Here is a 14,271-nt window from a genome sequence, read left to right on the forward strand (position 1 = left end):
GGCCTGAAAATACATACGCCTTCTCGGCCCGCACCACAATCGCCTACAATCTCGGGATGAATCAACTTACCCTCGTCTTGCCCTTCGCCTTGCCCAATGCCGAACTGGCTGCCGACCTGCTCAAGGTCTTGCAGGCGCCCGCGCTGGCGGCGCTGCTGTCGCGCACCTCCGATTGCAATTTAGAAACCTTTGACAATGCCAACCGCCTGCTGCCGCACGAAGCGTGGCTGGCGCATGCCTTGGCCCTGTCGCCCGCGCCCAATGGCGAGGCGGCGCAAGCGGCCTTTGCGGCCCAGACCATGCGCGGCTACGGCCTCGTGCCGGAACCGGGCGCGCGCTACTTCCTGCTGCATCCGGCCCACCTGGCCATCGCCCGCAGCCATATCAGCCTGGAAGACTTGCGCCAGCTCAAGCTGAGCGAGGCCGATGGCCGCGCCTTGTTCGACACGGCGCGCCCGTATTTCGACGAAATCGGCCAGCCCTTGTCATATGGCGACGCGGGCACCTGGTTCATGCGCGCCGATGGCTGGAACGATTTGCAGTGCGCCACACCGGATGCCGCCACCACGCAAGACCTGTCCGTGTGGATGCCGGAAGGCGAGCATGCGCGCGCCGCGCGCCGCCTGCAGAATGAAGTGCAGATGCTGTGGCATGAACATCCGGTCAACGCGACGCGCGAAGAACGGGGCTTGAAAGCCATCAACTCGTTCTGGATCTGGGGCGGCAGCCTGGCTGCGCCTGCACCTGCGCGCTGCGCGGCCAGCCTGCATACGAAGGACGCGCCGGGCTGGCTGGCCGCGCTGGCGGAACCGGCGCAGCGCGATGCCAGTCCAAACAGTGTGCTGGCAAGCCAGCAGGACGCGATTGTCGTGCTGGGCGGATTGACCGAAGCGGCGCAGGCGCAGGAATGGGGCATGTGGCTGCAGCAGTTGCAAGCGCTGGAAGCAGACTGGTTCGCGCCCCTGCTGGCGGCCCTCAAGGATGGCCGCCTGGGCCAGCTGCGCCTGGTGCTGAGCCACCGCGACGCCTGGCTAGCCTGTACCACCAGCAAGCATGCGCAGCGCAAATTCTGGCGCGCGATTACCCTGAACAAGTTGAAAGCATCATGACCCGTACCCGCATCGCCACCCGTCCCTGCCCCTACCGCGAATCCGAATTGCTGCGCCAGGGCGGCATCCACCCCGTGCTGGCCCGCTTGTACGCGTCGCGCGGCCTGTCCGACGCAAAAGAACTCTCGATTGAGGCAAAGGACTTGATACCGCCGTCCGGCTTGCTGCACATCGGCGCGGCCGGCGTCTTCCTGGCTGACGCAATTGCCGCCAAGAAACGCATGGTCATCGTGGCCGATTACGATTGCGACGGCGCCACCGCCTGCGCCGTCGCCATCCGCGGCTTGCGCGCCATGGGCGCCGACGTCGATTTCATCGTGCCCAACCGTTTTGAATACGGCTATGGCCTGACGCCGGAAATCGTCGAGCTCACCGCCCGCGAAAAGTCGCCCGACATCATCATCACCGTCGACAACGGCATCGCCAGCATCGACGGCGTGGCCGAGGCGAACCGGCGCGGCATCCAGGTGGTTGTCACCGACCACCATTTACCGGCCGATACCCTGCCCGACGCGGCCGTCATCGTCAATCCGAACCAGCCCGCCTGCGGTTTTCCGTCGAAACACCTGGCGGGCGTGGGCGTCGTGTTCTACGTGCTGCTGGCCCTGCGCGCGGAAATGCGCCGGCGCGGCATCTTCGATGCGCAAACGCAACCCAAGCTCGACAACCTGCTCGACCTGGTGGCGCTGGGCACGGTGGCCGACGTGGTGCGCCTCGATACGAACAACCGCATCCTCGTCGCGCAAGGTCTCAAACGCATGCGCAAAGGCAATATGCACGCGGGCGTGGCGGCGCTCTTTCGCGTGGCGGGCCGCGAAGCGCGCAGCGCCACGCCGTTCGACCTCGGTTTTGCCCTGGGACCGCGCCTGAATGCGGCCGGCCGCCTGCAGGACATGTCCCTGGGCATCGAATGCCTGGTCACGGACGACGAAGGCCGCGCCTGGGCGCTGGCCCAGCAACTCAACGACATCAACCTGAAACGCCGTGAAATCGAGGCGGAAATGCAGGATACGGCCCTGCTGCACCTCGATGCTTTCGAACCGGCCAACAGCAGCACCATCAGCGTCTTCGACGAATCCTGGCACCAGGGCGTGATCGGCATCGTCGCCTCGCGCCTGAAGGAAAAATTCTATCGCCCGACGATCACGTTTGCGCCCGGCGCGGACGGCTGGATCAAGGGTTCCGGCCGCTCGATCCCCGGCTTCCACTTGCGCGACGCGCTCGACCTCGTGTCGAAACGGGCGCCCAGCCTGATCGACAAGTTCGGCGGCCACGCCATGGCGGCTGGACTCACCATCCGCGCCGACGCCTTCGACGCCTTTTCCCAGGCCTTCGAAGCCGTCGGCCAGGCCTGGCTCAGCCAGCAACAGCTGGAGCGGGTCGTGGAAACGGACGGCCCGCTGGAAGATGCCTACTACACGACGGCCTTCATCGAACTGATGGATGGCCAGGTGTGGGGCCAGGGCTTCGCCCCGCCCGTCTTCTGCGACGAATTCCGCGTCGTCAGCCAGCGCATCTTGAAAGAGCGCCATTTGAAACTGCTGCTGGAAAAGAACGGCGTGCGTTTTGATGCCATCTGGTTCGGGCATACGGACGCACTGGGCGAACGCACGCGGGTCGCGTTCAGGCTCGATGCGAATGAATACAATGGCACGACCAAAGTACAACTTATGGTGGAGCACGCCGAGCCTGTGTAGTGACACCTAACACAACCTACTGCGCGTCGGCATAGGTCGCCTGCGATGCTCACCGTACTGGAAGTACGGTTGCGCTTCTCGACCACCTCTTCCTTCCGCTCGCTACGGTTGTGTCAGGTGTTGCGACGTTTGCGGTCTTATTGCCGTGTCTCATACTTTTACCTGGAGCAATGTCGCATCAAACCACTGCGGAAGCTGGAACCGGCCCCCACTCCACCTGAAAGCAGCCCCATGTTGACCGGCCTGAACCACCTCACCCTGTCCGTGCGCGACCTGGCGCGCAGCATCGTCTTTTACCGCGACACCTTGGGTCTGCGCCTGCATGCGCGCTGGGACAGGGGCGCGTATCTGTCGGCCGGGGATTGGTGGCTGTGCCTGTCGCTGGATGGTCAGGACACGGCCGCGCTGGCCAGCCCGGCCTATACGCACTACGCGTTTTCCATCGAGCCCACCGACTTCGCTCCGTTTGCCGCCCGCCTGCGCGCCGCCGGCGTGCCCGAATGGCAGCAAAACCGCAGCGCCGGCGATTCCCTGTATTTTCTCGACCCGGACGGCCACCGGCTGGAAGCCCATGCTGGCAGCCTTGCGCAGCGGCTGGCGGCCTGCCGCGCAGCGCCGTATCAGGGCATGGTATTCGAGGATTGAGAGCGGCAAGATCGCACATTCAGTAAATTCGTTAAATTCATTATAAAACAAAAAATGCAAGCGCCGTTGCTGTGAAAAAACACCGTCACGCCTCGATACACCTCTGATAACCTTGCTTTTAAGACTTAATCAGGCTGACAAGGTTCCATCGATCCCTAGGCAAATTTGCCACATTTTATTGCATAAATAGAAATATTGATTGAAAATAGTTAACATTTATTTGGCAAATTCACTAAAATCGATGACGCATCAGGAAATTCCCAATGATGCATGATCAGTTTTGAGGGCAAACCCGTCGAAAGGCGGGGACGCAAAGCCACCGGCCTACCGCGCGCAAGCGCCACGGCAGCGGGGCTGCCAATGCAGGGCCGGGACCGCCAGCGCGCGGCGCCAGCCTGGAAGCATTGTCGAGATGTGGCCCTCGCCCAACTCGGAGAGTTTCGCCATGAAAAAAAACATTCCCCCGCATCACCGTCACGGGCGCCTGCTGCTGGGCGCCACAGCCGCCCTCCTGCTGGCCGCTTGCGGTCCCGGCCAGGAGACATCGACACCGCCTGCCGCCATCGCCACGGCCGCGACACAGTTCACTGTCGAGGTGCCCGTCATCCCTCCCGCCGTCGGCGCGCTGGTGGCGCAACCGATGTTCCATGCGGCCCCGGCCCTGCTCGATGCGCCTGACGGGCGCGACAGCGCCAACAGCAGCGGCTCGGCCCACTGGCGGCCGCACTTGCAAAACGTGCCCGGCGCCATGCGGGAAATGACCACGCGCCGCCTGACGGCGCAAAAAATCGCCGCCTCGGAACAGGCGGCACAGGATATCGCCCCCTTGCTGAACGGCGGCGGCGCCAGCGACATCGCCGCGCCCATGGCCGGCAGCAGCGTGGTGGCGACCTATTCTCCCGCGCAAATCCGCGCCGCCTACGACTTGCCCGCCCTGCCGGCGGCCGGCACGGCGCTGACGCCAGCCCAGGCGGCCCAGCTGGGCGCGGGACAGACGATCTACATCGTCGACGCCATGCACAACCCGAACGCGGCGGCCGAACTGGCCATCTTCAACCAGAAATTCGGCTTGCCCGGCTGCACCACCAAGGCTATCGCCACGAATGCCACCCTGCCCCTGCCGCCCGCCCCGGCCAGCGGCTGTGAATTTTCTGTTGTCTACAACACGCCATCGAGCACCATGACGGCCACGGCGCCCGCCTATAACTCGGGCTGGGCCATGGAAATCGCGCTCGACGTGCAGTGGGCGCATGCCACGGCGCCGCTGGCGCGCATCGTGCTGATCGAGGCGCCCGACGCTTCCATCAACAGCCTGCTGGGCGCCGTGCGCCTGGCCAACCAGATGGGGCCTGGCGTCGTGTCGATGAGCTTTGGCGCCGCCGAAGGCAACTGGACAGCTTCCGTCGACAGCGCCTTCACGGGCAAGAACATGAGCTACCTGGCCGCCACGGGCGATTCGGGCAGCGGCGTGTCCTGGCCGTCCGTGTCGTCCAACGTGCTGGCCGTGGGCGGCACCACGCTCAGCTACAGCGGCAGCGGCGTGCGCAGCGAAACGGCCTGGTCCGGCACGGGCGGCGGCATCAGCGCCTATACGGCACTGCCCACCTACCAGACGGCCAGCGTGCCCGGCCTGACCAACTTGCTGCGCCGCAACGTGGCCGACGTGGCCTTCAATGCCGACCCCGCCACGGGCCAGTACACGGCCGTGATGACACCCGGCAGCAGCACCGCCAGCTGGCTCAGCATCGGCGGCACCAGCCTGTCCACGCCGCAATGGGCCGGCCTGGTCGCCATCGCCAACGCCAGCCGCGCGCTGCAAGCGAAGACGGCGCTCGGCTTGCCGCACGGCATACTCTACGGCCAGATCGCCAGCGTGCCCGGCACTTTCGCCAGCAACTTTGCCGACATCACGCGCGGCAGCAACGGCACGTGCAGCGTGTGCACGGCCAGGGTCGGCTATGACCCGCTGGGCGGCCTGGGCACGCCGAACGTGAAAAGCCTGCTGGCCGGCCTGTCGGGCACGCAGACCGCACCGGCCGCGCCCGTAGTGGCGCCGGCCAGCATCAGCGGCGCGGCCGGCAAGCCGCTGTCGTTCACCGTCTCGGCCAGCGCTTCGAATCCACTCAGCTATACCATGCTGGGCGCGCCGGCCGGCATGAGCATCGCCGCCACGGGCGTGGTCAGCTGGGCCGCCCCCACCGCGGGCACGTATGCCGTGACCATGGTGGCCAAGGATACCGTCAGCGGCCTCAGTGGCCAGGGCGTGTACAGCATCGTCATTACCCCCGTCGCGCCGCCCGTCGTCGGCGCCGGCGCCATCACGGGCAAGGTTGGCACGGCACTGGCGTTCAATGTCAGCGTCTCCGCCCCCAATCCCGTCAGCTACACGCTGGGCGGCGCGCCGGCCGGCATGACGATCAGCAGCGCCGGACTGGTGAGCTGGGCCGCCCCGGTGGCCGGCACCTATGCCGTCACCGTGACCGCCACGGACGGCAAGACTGGCTTGAGCGGCAAAGGCATCTATACGGTGGCCATCGCCGCCCCGCTGCCCCCCGTCGTGACCGTGGCCAGCGTGAGCGGCAAGCCGGGCGTGGCCCTGTCGTTCGCCGCCACGACGGTGGCGCCCAACCCCGTCACCTACAGCCTGTCGGGCGCGCCATCCGGCATGGCCGTCAGCGCCGCCGGCGTCGTCAGCTGGGCCAGCCCCGTGCTGGGCAGCTACAGCGTGACCATCATCGCCAAAGATACCAGGACGGGCTTGACGGGCCAGGCCGTGGCCGCAGTGAAAATCGCCGCCGCCGGTCCCACGATCAGCGCCGCCGCCATGGCGGGCGTGGCCGGCAAGGCCATGAGCGGCAGCATCGTGCTGACGGCGCCCGGCGCGAACGCCCTGTGGATCTCCATCCTCGGTGCGCCACTGGGCATGCAGTTTTCCATGAGCGGCATGACCATCACGGCCCGCTGGCCCCTGCCGGTGACGGGCAGCTATACGCTGAAAGTCGTGGCAGTGGACAGTAACGGCTTGACGGCGCAGCTCAACGTACCCATCACCGTCACGGCAAGATAAGCGAACGCGGCCCGCCAACGGGGCGCACCGGGACACCTGTCCTGCTGCGCCCCGTTTTGCATGCGCGCGGCCGTTGCAGAAAATCCGGAAAAGGAGTATAAATAATCCACATACAGAGTTTTAACGAAGGACATGCCATGAATCTCGCCTACGCCTACCCCAAGAGCCGCTTCGAACCGGCCGTGCTCGTCGACCTGAATGCCAAAGCCGAGCGCGAGCGCTTGTCGCAGGCGGCATTGAAAGGGTTTTTCAAGCTGGCCGCCGCCTGGAAGCTGCGCGACGACGATGCGCGCGAATTGCTGGGCGGCCTGTCCAGCAGCGCCTATTACGAGTGGAAGAAGCACCCGGACCGCGTGCTGGAAGTGGACCGCATCACGCGCATTTCCTACTTGTTGGGCATCTACAAGGCCTTGCACATCCTGTATGGCGACAAGCTGGCCGACGAATGGGTGAGTTTGCCCAACAAGAATCCCGTGTTTGGCGGCCGCACGCCCCTGTCGCAGATGCTGGCCGGCGGCTTGCTGGCCATGCAGACGGTGCGCAAGCTGCTCGATGCGCGACGCGGAGGGTTGTAATGGTGGCGACAGTCCCGCATACACAGCTGCCGCCGCTGGCCGCCTTGCGCCAGATCGACACTTGCCGCCTGATTCCCTCGCGCTTCGCCGACATGGAAGACTCCGTGCTGGCGCCCCTGGCCGAGGACGACGATCACCTGCGCGAGCTGTTCGAACTCGATAACGCGACGAATGCGCGCCTGGTGGCCGAGTACGGCGGCGCGCCAGGAATTGGCGTGGACGAGCTGGTTTTTGGCGTGCCGCACTTTCGCATCATCAACGCCGCCTACACCTATGCCCGGCCGGAAGGGGCGCGTTTCAACGATGGCGAACGGGGCGCCTGGTATTGTGCCTTCGACATGAAAACGGCGCTGGCCGAGATCATTTTCCACAAGACCGTGGAATACCAGGAAATCGACTATTTCGACGACAGCGTCAATTACCAGTCGCTGCTGGCCGATTTTTCCGCCAGCTTCCACGACTTGCGCGGCCAGGAGCGCTATGCGGCCTGCCTCGATCCGGCCAGCTACATCGCTTCGCAAGACCTGGCCGCCATCCTGCTCGAAGCCGGTTCCATGGGCGTCATCTTCCCCAGTACCCGGCTGGCGGGCGGCACCAACCTGGCCTGCTTCCGCCCTGCCCTCGTGGGCAATGTTCGCAAAGGCGCCGCCTATCGGTTAACATGGCGGGGTACGCCGACGCCGCAGGTGGAAGCCCTTTAAGGCAACGCAAGCGCGCAACGGCACCCGACTCACCGCAACCTGATATTTCGCATGCAAACCAATCCTGAAAAAGACACCGAACTGCGCCTCAAAGTGAACAGCGAAACGGCCCGCCTGGCCTGGAGCGAGCTGGAAAAGCACTTCGCCCAGGGCAATGTCGTCTGGGTCGCCAATGAGCTGGACCTGGTCGAAGTGGCCGTGCGCATCTCGCACGACGACAAGGCCACCATCACGCAATGGATGGCCGATGGCAAGGTCGCCAAGGTGTCTGACCAGCAGGCGCTGGACTGGCAGGCCGCCGACGCCGCGCTGTGGGCCGTCGTCGTCAGCCCCTTCATTCTGGTGCAGCAGGAAAAGCCCACCAGACATTGACGCTTGCACGCTGCGCTCGGGCATCGGGCGCAGCGTGATAAGTTTGATAATGCGCCAGCCCGTGTCAGTGCCCGCCGCCCAGGTAAGCCGCAATCACCTTCGGATCATTTTTAAGGCTTTCCGCCGGCCCATGCACGGAAATGCTGCCGTTTTCCAGCACGTAGCCGTAATCGGCCACGTTCAGGGCGGCGGCAGCGAATTGCTCGACCAGCAGCATGGTCACGCCTTCCGCCTTCAAGCGCGTGATGATGCGGAAGACTTCTTCCACCAAAATCGGCGCCAGGCCCATCGACGGCTCGTCCAGCAGGATCACTTCCGGATTCAGCATCACGGCGCGGGCCATGGCCAGCATCTGCTGCTCGCCGCCCGACAAGGTGCCGGCCAGCTGGTCGCGCCGCTCCTTCAGGCGGGGGAACAGTTCCAGCGCCTTGTCCAGGTCGCCCTTGATGTCGCCTTTCGGGCGCGAGCGCGTAAAGCGGGGGAAGGCGCCCAGCAGCAGGTTATCCGTCACCGACATGGAAGCGAACACGCGCCGGCCTTCCGGCGAATGGGCCAGTCCGGCACGGGCGATGCGGTGCGAATCGAGGCCCGTGACATCCTTGCCGCCCAGGGTGACGGTGCCGGATTTCGGTTTCAGCATGCCGGAAATGGCGCGCATGGTGGTGGTCTTGCCGGCCCCGTTCGAGCCGATCAGGGTCACCAGCTTGCCCTTCGGGACGTCGAGCGAAATGCCGTGCAGGACTTCGACTTTGCCGTAGGCGGCGTGCAGATTGTTAATGGTCAGCATGGTCTTCCTCTCAGTGCGCCGCTGGCGCCAGGGTTTCGGCGCTGCCGCCCAAATAGGCTTCGATCACTTTCGGATCGCTCTGGACAAGCGCGGGCGCGCCTTCGGCGATCTTCTGGCCGAAGTCCAGCACCGTCACCACGTCCGACAGGGCCATCACCACATCCATGTGATGCTCGATCAGGATGATAGTGATGCCGTGCTCGCGGATCTTGCGGATGATGGCCATCAGCTCCTTGATGTCGGGCGCCGTCAGGCCCGCCGCCGGCTCGTCGAGCAGCAGCAGACGCGGATTGAGGCCCAGCGCGCGGCCGATTTCCAGCAGCCGCTGCTTGCCATACGGCAGATTGCGCGCCTCTTCGTTGGCCAGGTCCGCCAGGCCCACGAACTCGAGGATGCTGGCGGCCCGCTCGCGCGCCGCCGTCTCTTCGCGCTTGTAGCGGGGCGTATGCAGCATCACGTCCAGCACGTTCGATTTGAACGTGTTGTGCAAGCCCACCAGCACGTTCTCGGTGGCCGTCATCTCGCCAAACAGCTGCACGTTCTGGAAGGTGCGCGCCACACCGCCCAAGGCGATCTCGGACGGCGTGCGGCCGGAGATCACGGCGCCGGCAAATTCCACCCTGCCCGCCGTCGGCTTGTAGATCCCCGTCAGCACGTTCATCATCGTGCTCTTGCCCGAGCCGTTCGGCCCGATCAAGCCGTGCACGGAACCTTGCGTGACGTTCAAGTCCACCTGGTTCAGCGCTTTCAGGCCGCCGAACTGCATCAGGGCCTGGTCCACGCGCAGCAGGGTCGCGCCCTGCTGCCCGCCCTGGGCGTGGTCAAACGGCGCCACGCCGTGCGAAGCGACGGCTTGCACATGGCGCCGGCCCTTGCCGATAAAGCTCATCAGGAAGCCGACGATGCCGTCCTGCAGGTAGTACACGACAAACAAGGTCATCAGGCCGAAGATGGTCAAACGCCAGTCGACCATGTTTTCCAGCTTGTACGAATATGCGGCCAGGCCGATGGTGGCGACCAAAGGCACGAGCACGCCGCGCACGGTGGAGCGCTTTTTCGCCAGCATGAAGGCGGAACCGATCACGCCCAGCACGGCGGCGGCCACGGCGATCTTGCGGAACAGCTCGATGTCCGACAGCAGGCTGGGCAGCATGACGACGATCAGGGCGCCGATCAGGGCTCCCGAGCGCGTCTTGCGCCCGCCCATGATGACGGCCAGCAGGAACAAAATCGTCAGCTCGAAGTTGTAGGTATTGGGCGAGATGTATTCTTCCGAATACGCGTACAGGCTGCCGGCCAGGCCCGCGAAACCGGCGCTGATGACGAAGGCATATACCTTGTAGCGGTACACGGAGACGCCCATGCAGTCCGAGGCGATGGGGCTGTCGCGCAAGGCTTCGAACGCGCGGCCCAGGTTTGATTTCAGGATACGGTGCACCACCACCAGCGAGATCACCAGCAGCGCGGCGACCATGTAGTAGTACTCCACTTCTGTCAGTTTGTGGCCGAACAGGACGGGCTTGTGGATCTTGATGCCCATCGGCCCTTCCGTCAGGAAGCTCATTTCATTGATCAGGATTTGCACGATGGTGCCGAAGGCCAGGGTCACCATGGCCAGGTAGGGCCCCGTCACGCGCAGGGCCGGCAAGGCCAGGATGGCGCCAAACACGGCCGCGCCAAGGATGCTGGCGGGGATGGCCAGCCAGAACGACACGCCCAGCTTGAACACCAGCACGCCCGTGACGTACGAACCGATGCCGAACAGGCCCGCATGGCCCAGCGACACCTGCCCCGTGTAGCCGACGACGATATCGAGGCCGAACAGCAGGATGGCGTAGATCAGGATGGTCTCGGCCAGGTGGATGTAATATGGGTTCGGAATGACGATGGGGAATAGCGCGAGCACGGCCAGGCCCGCCGCGCTCAATGCCAGCATGGTGATTTTCTTGTTCATGTCGTCCTCAGACTTTCTTGATCGCGGCTTTGCCGAACAGGCCGGACGGCTTGATGGCCAGTACCAGCAGCAGGAGCAGCAGGCCGGGCACTTCCTTGTAGCCGGTGGAGATGTAATAGCCGGTGGTGGTCTCGGCGATGCCCAGTATCAGCCCGCCGACGATGGCGCCCACGCCCGACGTCAGGCCGCCGATGATGGCCACGGCAAAGGCTTTCAAGCCCAGCGACGCGCCCATGGTGGCCCCCGTCAGTGTCAGCGGCGCCACCAGCACGCCGGCAAAGGCGGCCGTGGCCGACGACAGCGCGTAGGAAAACGTGATGACCATGCCCGTGTTGATGCCCATCAGGCCGGCCGCGTCGCGGTCGTTGGCCGTCGCCACGACGGCCTTGCCGTAGATCGATTTGCGGTTGAACACTTCGACGGCCAGCATGATCGCCAGCGCGCCGACGATGACGGCCACCTGCATCTGCTGCACGTTGGCGCCAAACACCTGGAACGGCGCGGCCGATAGCGGCGACGGGAACATCAGGTCATCCTTGCCCCAGATATTTTCCGCCACATTCTTGAAGATGATGGCCAGCGCGATGGTCGACATGATCCAGCCGAATTCGGACTTGATCTTGATGGCGGGCCGCACGCCTATCCATTCGACAAACACGCCCTGCAAGGCGCCGAAGACGATGACGATGGGGATCATCAACAGATAGCTCATGTAAGGGCCGCCGTGGATGGTGCCCACCAGGGAGAGGCCCACGAGCGCGCCCAGCATCAGGGATTCGCCCTGGCCGAAATTGAGGGTGCCGGAAGTGGCAAAGGTCAGCTGGTAGCCGAAGGCGATGACGGCATAGATCATGCCCAGCGCGATGCCGCTGAAGACGAGCTGCAGGAAGATTTCCATGGTATTCCCCGGAAGACGAAAGATGAAAAAATGGCCAGTCCTGATTCCTCAAGGCTGGCCACTGCGCGGCGAATGTCTGCCAGGCTTATTTCGCGAGGACGACTTTGCCGTCCTTGACTTCACCGAAGACTGTCAGGTCGGCCGTGATCGCCTCATGGTTGGTTTTGCTGAACGGCTTGTTGTAGGTGGTGACGGCGCCTTCCACTTTTTCATTCAGGTTTTCCAGCGCGGCGCGTACTTTCGGACCATCCGTGCCGCCGGCCTGCTTGAAGGCCGCGGCCAGCAGGTAGATGGAATCGTAGCCTTGCGCGGCCGAGACAGCCGACGGCATGCGTCCGCCCGATGGCTTGTAGGCGGCCACGTAGGCATCGATGAAGGCCTTGCGCTTCGGCGTGCTGGCATCCTGGATGAAGGTTTGTGGCATGCGCGTGCCATTGCCGTTCTTGCCCGCGTTGTCGATGAAGTTACCCATGGCCAGGGTCCAGCTGCCGATCAGCGGCACTTTCCAGCCCAGTTTTTCCATGCCGTTGGCGATCTGCGCCAGTTCCGGACCGATGCCGTAGGTCAGCACGACTTCCGCGCCCGCCTGCTTGGCTTTCAGCAGCTGGGCCGTCATGTCGACGTCCTTGATGTTGTATTTTTCCACAACGACGGGCTTGATACCCTTCTTGTCGAGTGCCTTTTCCAGGTCTTCGCGGCCCAGCTGGCCATAGTTGGTGGAGTCGGCCAGGATCGCCACTTTCTTGAACTTGCGGTTCTCGACCGCCTCATGCACGATCATGCCGGACTGGATGGTGTCATTGGCCGCATTGCGGAAAATGTAGTTTTCCGGCTGGTCGGCGAACTGTTTGGTGACGATGGAGCCCGTCGCCACATTGTTCATGACGGGAATTTTCGCTTCCTGGTAGAAGCGCTGCGAAGCCAGGGCCACGCCCGTGTTGATATAGCCGACGGTGGCGGCGACCTTTTCCTTGTTGATGAGTTCCTGCGCGATCTGCACGCCGCGTTCATTCTTCGCTTCGTCATCGCGCTCGATCAGCAGCAGGGAACGGCCCAGTACGCCGCCCTTGGCATTGATCTCAGCAACAGCCAGCTTGACGCCGTCGCGCATCGACACGCCCATCGGCGCGGAACCGCCCGTGAACGGACCGGACACGCCGATCTTGATGGGGTCGGCTGCGACTGCCGCCTGCGAGAAACCCAAAACCAAACTTGCCACGAGCAATTTCTGTTTCAAATTCATTGTCATCTCCTCTGATACAACGTTTTTAATGCCACTTATTTTTATAGTCGTACGCTGGATAACCGCCCCATCGATAAATCATTGTAGGTGAGTAAACATGCACCAGCAACAACTACATATGACGCGTCGCAACATGCGGAAAAGCCGCAATTGCAGGCCTGTTGTCAGTCTTTTGTAAGGAAAATATGACGCAAATTGACACAGGTGCTACACCTTGACACACGGTGCATATGTCTGACCTGCGTCAAAAGTATGGCCATGCAATGGTGATATGGTCATTGAACCAGGGTCAACCGGCCATGGCGGCAATCCCTTCCCTACCATGGAGACCCTATGCGCCAGCCCATGACAAGCATCTGCGCCTGCCTGCTGATCGCCGGCATGAGTAGCGCCTGCAAGAACTTCACGCCGGTCGACAAGTTCGCGGGACAGACGGTGGCGATCACGGAAGTATTCAAACCCATGCTGACGTACTCCATGAGCAGTTGCACCAATAATGTACGGCGCAACAGCATCATCACCGACCGCCCCTACGTTGCGCAGGAAACGGAACAGGACCTGCTCCGGCGCTGCAAGGACTATGCGGCGCAATTGGCGGGTACAGCCGAACTGAACGATGTATTGAAGCGCTACGCGGAAGTACTTGCCGCGCTGGCCAACGACAAGCTGGCGAACTACAAGGATGAGATCGGCGCCCTTGGCGGTTCGCTGGGCGCCTTGCAGCGGTCGGGCGGCATGGCGCCAGTACTCGACGCCGACCAGCTGGACAAGGTCACGCGCCTGAGCGTACTGATCAGCCAGATCGTCACGCAGCAAAGACAGCAGTCGGGAATCAACGAACTGCTGGCGCGCGAGGACGATATTTATATCATCAGCAATGCGCTGAAAAAATATGCGCAGCAAAACTACCAGGCCAATCTGCACGACGAGAGCCTGACGCTGGCATCCCTGAATCGCTCGCTCGACAACGCCGCCGGCAGGGAACCCGTGACCAGCAACTATCTGAAGGCCAAGCTCTACCTGGATGGGCGGCAATTGCAGGAGCGTGGCAAGGTCATCGAGGCCTATCTTGCCGCCATGACCGAATTGCAAAACAGTCTCAGCACCTTGCGCGCCAAGTCCATGCAAGACCCGGCAGTGGAGCGTCAACTGGACACTTTTGCCAGGCAAGTCGATACCCTGCAAAAGCAGGCCGCCAATTATTCACCATCCCCTTGGTAGGA

12 protein-coding genes and 1 riboswitch are annotated in these 14,271 nt (G+C 63.4%); of the genes, 8 read left to right on the forward strand and 4 right to left on the reverse strand.

What is annotated here, in order from left to right; translation table 11 throughout:
• Nucleotides 1–56: 56 nt before the first annotated feature.
• The 7 genes from CSQ92_RS09185 to CSQ92_RS09215 all read left to right on the forward strand — a co-directional run bounded on the left by CSQ92_RS09185 (nucleotide 57) and on the right by CSQ92_RS09215 (nucleotide 8,166).
• Nucleotides 57–1,109: a hypothetical protein gene (locus CSQ92_RS09185; RefSeq protein ID WP_099393933.1), complete on the forward strand. Its 1,053-nt coding sequence runs from the start codon at nucleotides 57–59 to the stop codon at nucleotides 1,107–1,109.
• A complete protein-coding gene (gene recJ, locus CSQ92_RS09190; protein ID WP_092605370.1) occupies nucleotides 1,106–2,806 on the forward strand; it encodes a single-stranded-DNA-specific exonuclease RecJ in 1,701 nt (566 codons plus the stop codon). The genes CSQ92_RS09185 and recJ overlap by 4 nt, the downstream gene beginning before the upstream one ends.
• Nucleotides 2,807–3,037: 231 nt before the next feature.
• Nucleotides 3,038–3,451, forward strand: a complete 414-nt coding sequence (gene fos, locus CSQ92_RS09195; protein WP_099393934.1) for a fosfomycin resistance glutathione transferase — start codon at nucleotides 3,038–3,040, stop codon at nucleotides 3,449–3,451.
• 275 nt (nucleotides 3,452–3,726) lie between these two features.
• Nucleotides 3,727–3,813: riboswitch (cyclic di-GMP riboswitch) on the forward strand.
• 83 nt (nucleotides 3,814–3,896) lie between these two features.
• A complete protein-coding gene (locus CSQ92_RS09200; RefSeq protein WP_099394644.1) occupies nucleotides 3,897–6,518 on the forward strand; it encodes a S53 family peptidase in 2,622 nt (873 codons plus the stop codon).
• A 137-nt stretch (nucleotides 6,519–6,655) separates the two neighbouring features.
• Nucleotides 6,656–7,093, forward strand: coding sequence for an MbcA/ParS/Xre antitoxin family protein (locus CSQ92_RS09205; RefSeq protein ID WP_034755432.1), 438 nt, complete (start codon nucleotides 6,656–6,658; stop codon nucleotides 7,091–7,093).
• Nucleotides 7,093–7,794: an RES family NAD+ phosphorylase gene (locus CSQ92_RS09210; protein WP_099393935.1), complete on the forward strand. Its 702-nt coding sequence runs from the start codon at nucleotides 7,093–7,095 to the stop codon at nucleotides 7,792–7,794. The genes CSQ92_RS09205 and CSQ92_RS09210 overlap by 1 nt, the downstream gene beginning before the upstream one ends.
• A gap of 51 nt (nucleotides 7,795–7,845) precedes the next feature.
• Nucleotides 7,846–8,166, forward strand: coding sequence for a DUF2288 domain-containing protein (locus CSQ92_RS09215; protein WP_070254191.1), 321 nt, complete (start codon nucleotides 7,846–7,848; stop codon nucleotides 8,164–8,166).
• Between the two features lie 64 nt (nucleotides 8,167–8,230).
• Here the strand turns inward: CSQ92_RS09215 and CSQ92_RS09220 are convergent, their stop codons facing one another.
• From CSQ92_RS09220 to CSQ92_RS09235, 4 genes are all read right to left on the reverse strand, one after another.
• On the reverse strand, nucleotides 8,231–8,953 hold the full coding sequence (locus CSQ92_RS09220) for an ABC transporter ATP-binding protein (protein WP_034782920.1): 723 nt from the start codon (nucleotides 8,951–8,953) through the stop codon (nucleotides 8,231–8,233).
• 10 nt (nucleotides 8,954–8,963) lie between these two features.
• Entirely contained in the window at nucleotides 8,964–10,907 is a 1,944-nt protein-coding gene (locus CSQ92_RS09225) for a branched-chain amino acid ABC transporter ATP-binding protein/permease (protein ID WP_070282035.1), read from the reverse strand.
• 7 nt (nucleotides 10,908–10,914) lie between these two features.
• Nucleotides 10,915–11,805 (reverse strand): branched-chain amino acid ABC transporter permease, encoded by an 891-nt coding sequence (locus tag CSQ92_RS09230; RefSeq protein ID WP_034782923.1) that lies wholly within the window; start codon nucleotides 11,803–11,805, stop codon nucleotides 10,915–10,917.
• Nucleotides 11,806–11,890: 85 nt separating this feature from the next.
• On the reverse strand, nucleotides 11,891–13,048 hold the full coding sequence (locus CSQ92_RS09235; RefSeq protein ID WP_070254187.1) for an ABC transporter substrate-binding protein: 1,158 nt from the start codon (nucleotides 13,046–13,048) through the stop codon (nucleotides 11,891–11,893).
• 345 nt (nucleotides 13,049–13,393) lie between these two features.
• Here CSQ92_RS09235 and CSQ92_RS09240 point away from each other — a divergent pair, with 345 nt between their 5' ends.
• Nucleotides 13,394–14,269: a hypothetical protein gene (locus CSQ92_RS09240; RefSeq protein ID WP_143450319.1), complete on the forward strand. Its 876-nt coding sequence runs from the start codon at nucleotides 13,394–13,396 to the stop codon at nucleotides 14,267–14,269.
• Nucleotides 14,270–14,271 lie beyond the last annotated feature (2 nt).

The sequence above is a fragment of the Janthinobacterium sp. BJB446 genome, assembly GCF_002735655.1.
Lineage (GTDB): Bacteria > Pseudomonadota > Gammaproteobacteria > Burkholderiales > Burkholderiaceae_D > Janthinobacterium > Janthinobacterium lividum.

Excerpts from the sequence above, each read along its gene's own strand:
- CSQ92_RS09185 (WP_099393933.1), top strand. The coding sequence starts at position 57 with ATGAATCAACTTACCCTCGTCTTGCCCTTCGCCTTGCCCAATGCCGAA.
- recJ (WP_092605370.1), top strand. The coding sequence starts at position 1,106 with ATGACCCGTACCCGCATCGCCACCCGTCCCTGCCCCTACCGCGAATCC.
- fos (WP_099393934.1), top strand. The coding sequence starts at position 3,038 with ATGTTGACCGGCCTGAACCACCTCACCCTGTCCGTGCGCGACCTGGCG.
- CSQ92_RS09200 (WP_099394644.1), top strand. The coding sequence starts at position 3,897 with ATGAAAAAAAACATTCCCCCGCATCACCGTCACGGGCGCCTGCTGCTG.
- CSQ92_RS09205 (WP_034755432.1), top strand. The coding sequence starts at position 6,656 with ATGAATCTCGCCTACGCCTACCCCAAGAGCCGCTTCGAACCGGCCGTG.
- CSQ92_RS09210 (WP_099393935.1), top strand. The coding sequence starts at position 7,093 with ATGGTGGCGACAGTCCCGCATACACAGCTGCCGCCGCTGGCCGCCTTG.
- CSQ92_RS09215 (WP_070254191.1), top strand. The coding sequence starts at position 7,846 with ATGCAAACCAATCCTGAAAAAGACACCGAACTGCGCCTCAAAGTGAAC.
- CSQ92_RS09220 (WP_034782920.1), bottom strand. The coding sequence starts at position 8,953 with ATGCTGACCATTAACAATCTGCACGCCGCCTACGGCAAAGTCGAAGTC.
- CSQ92_RS09225 (WP_070282035.1), bottom strand. The coding sequence starts at position 10,907 with ATGAACAAGAAAATCACCATGCTGGCATTGAGCGCGGCGGGCCTGGCC.
- CSQ92_RS09230 (WP_034782923.1), bottom strand. The coding sequence starts at position 11,805 with ATGGAAATCTTCCTGCAGCTCGTCTTCAGCGGCATCGCGCTGGGCATG.
- CSQ92_RS09235 (WP_070254187.1), bottom strand. The coding sequence starts at position 13,048 with ATGAATTTGAAACAGAAATTGCTCGTGGCAAGTTTGGTTTTGGGTTTC.
- CSQ92_RS09240 (WP_143450319.1), top strand. The coding sequence starts at position 13,394 with ATGACAAGCATCTGCGCCTGCCTGCTGATCGCCGGCATGAGTAGCGCC.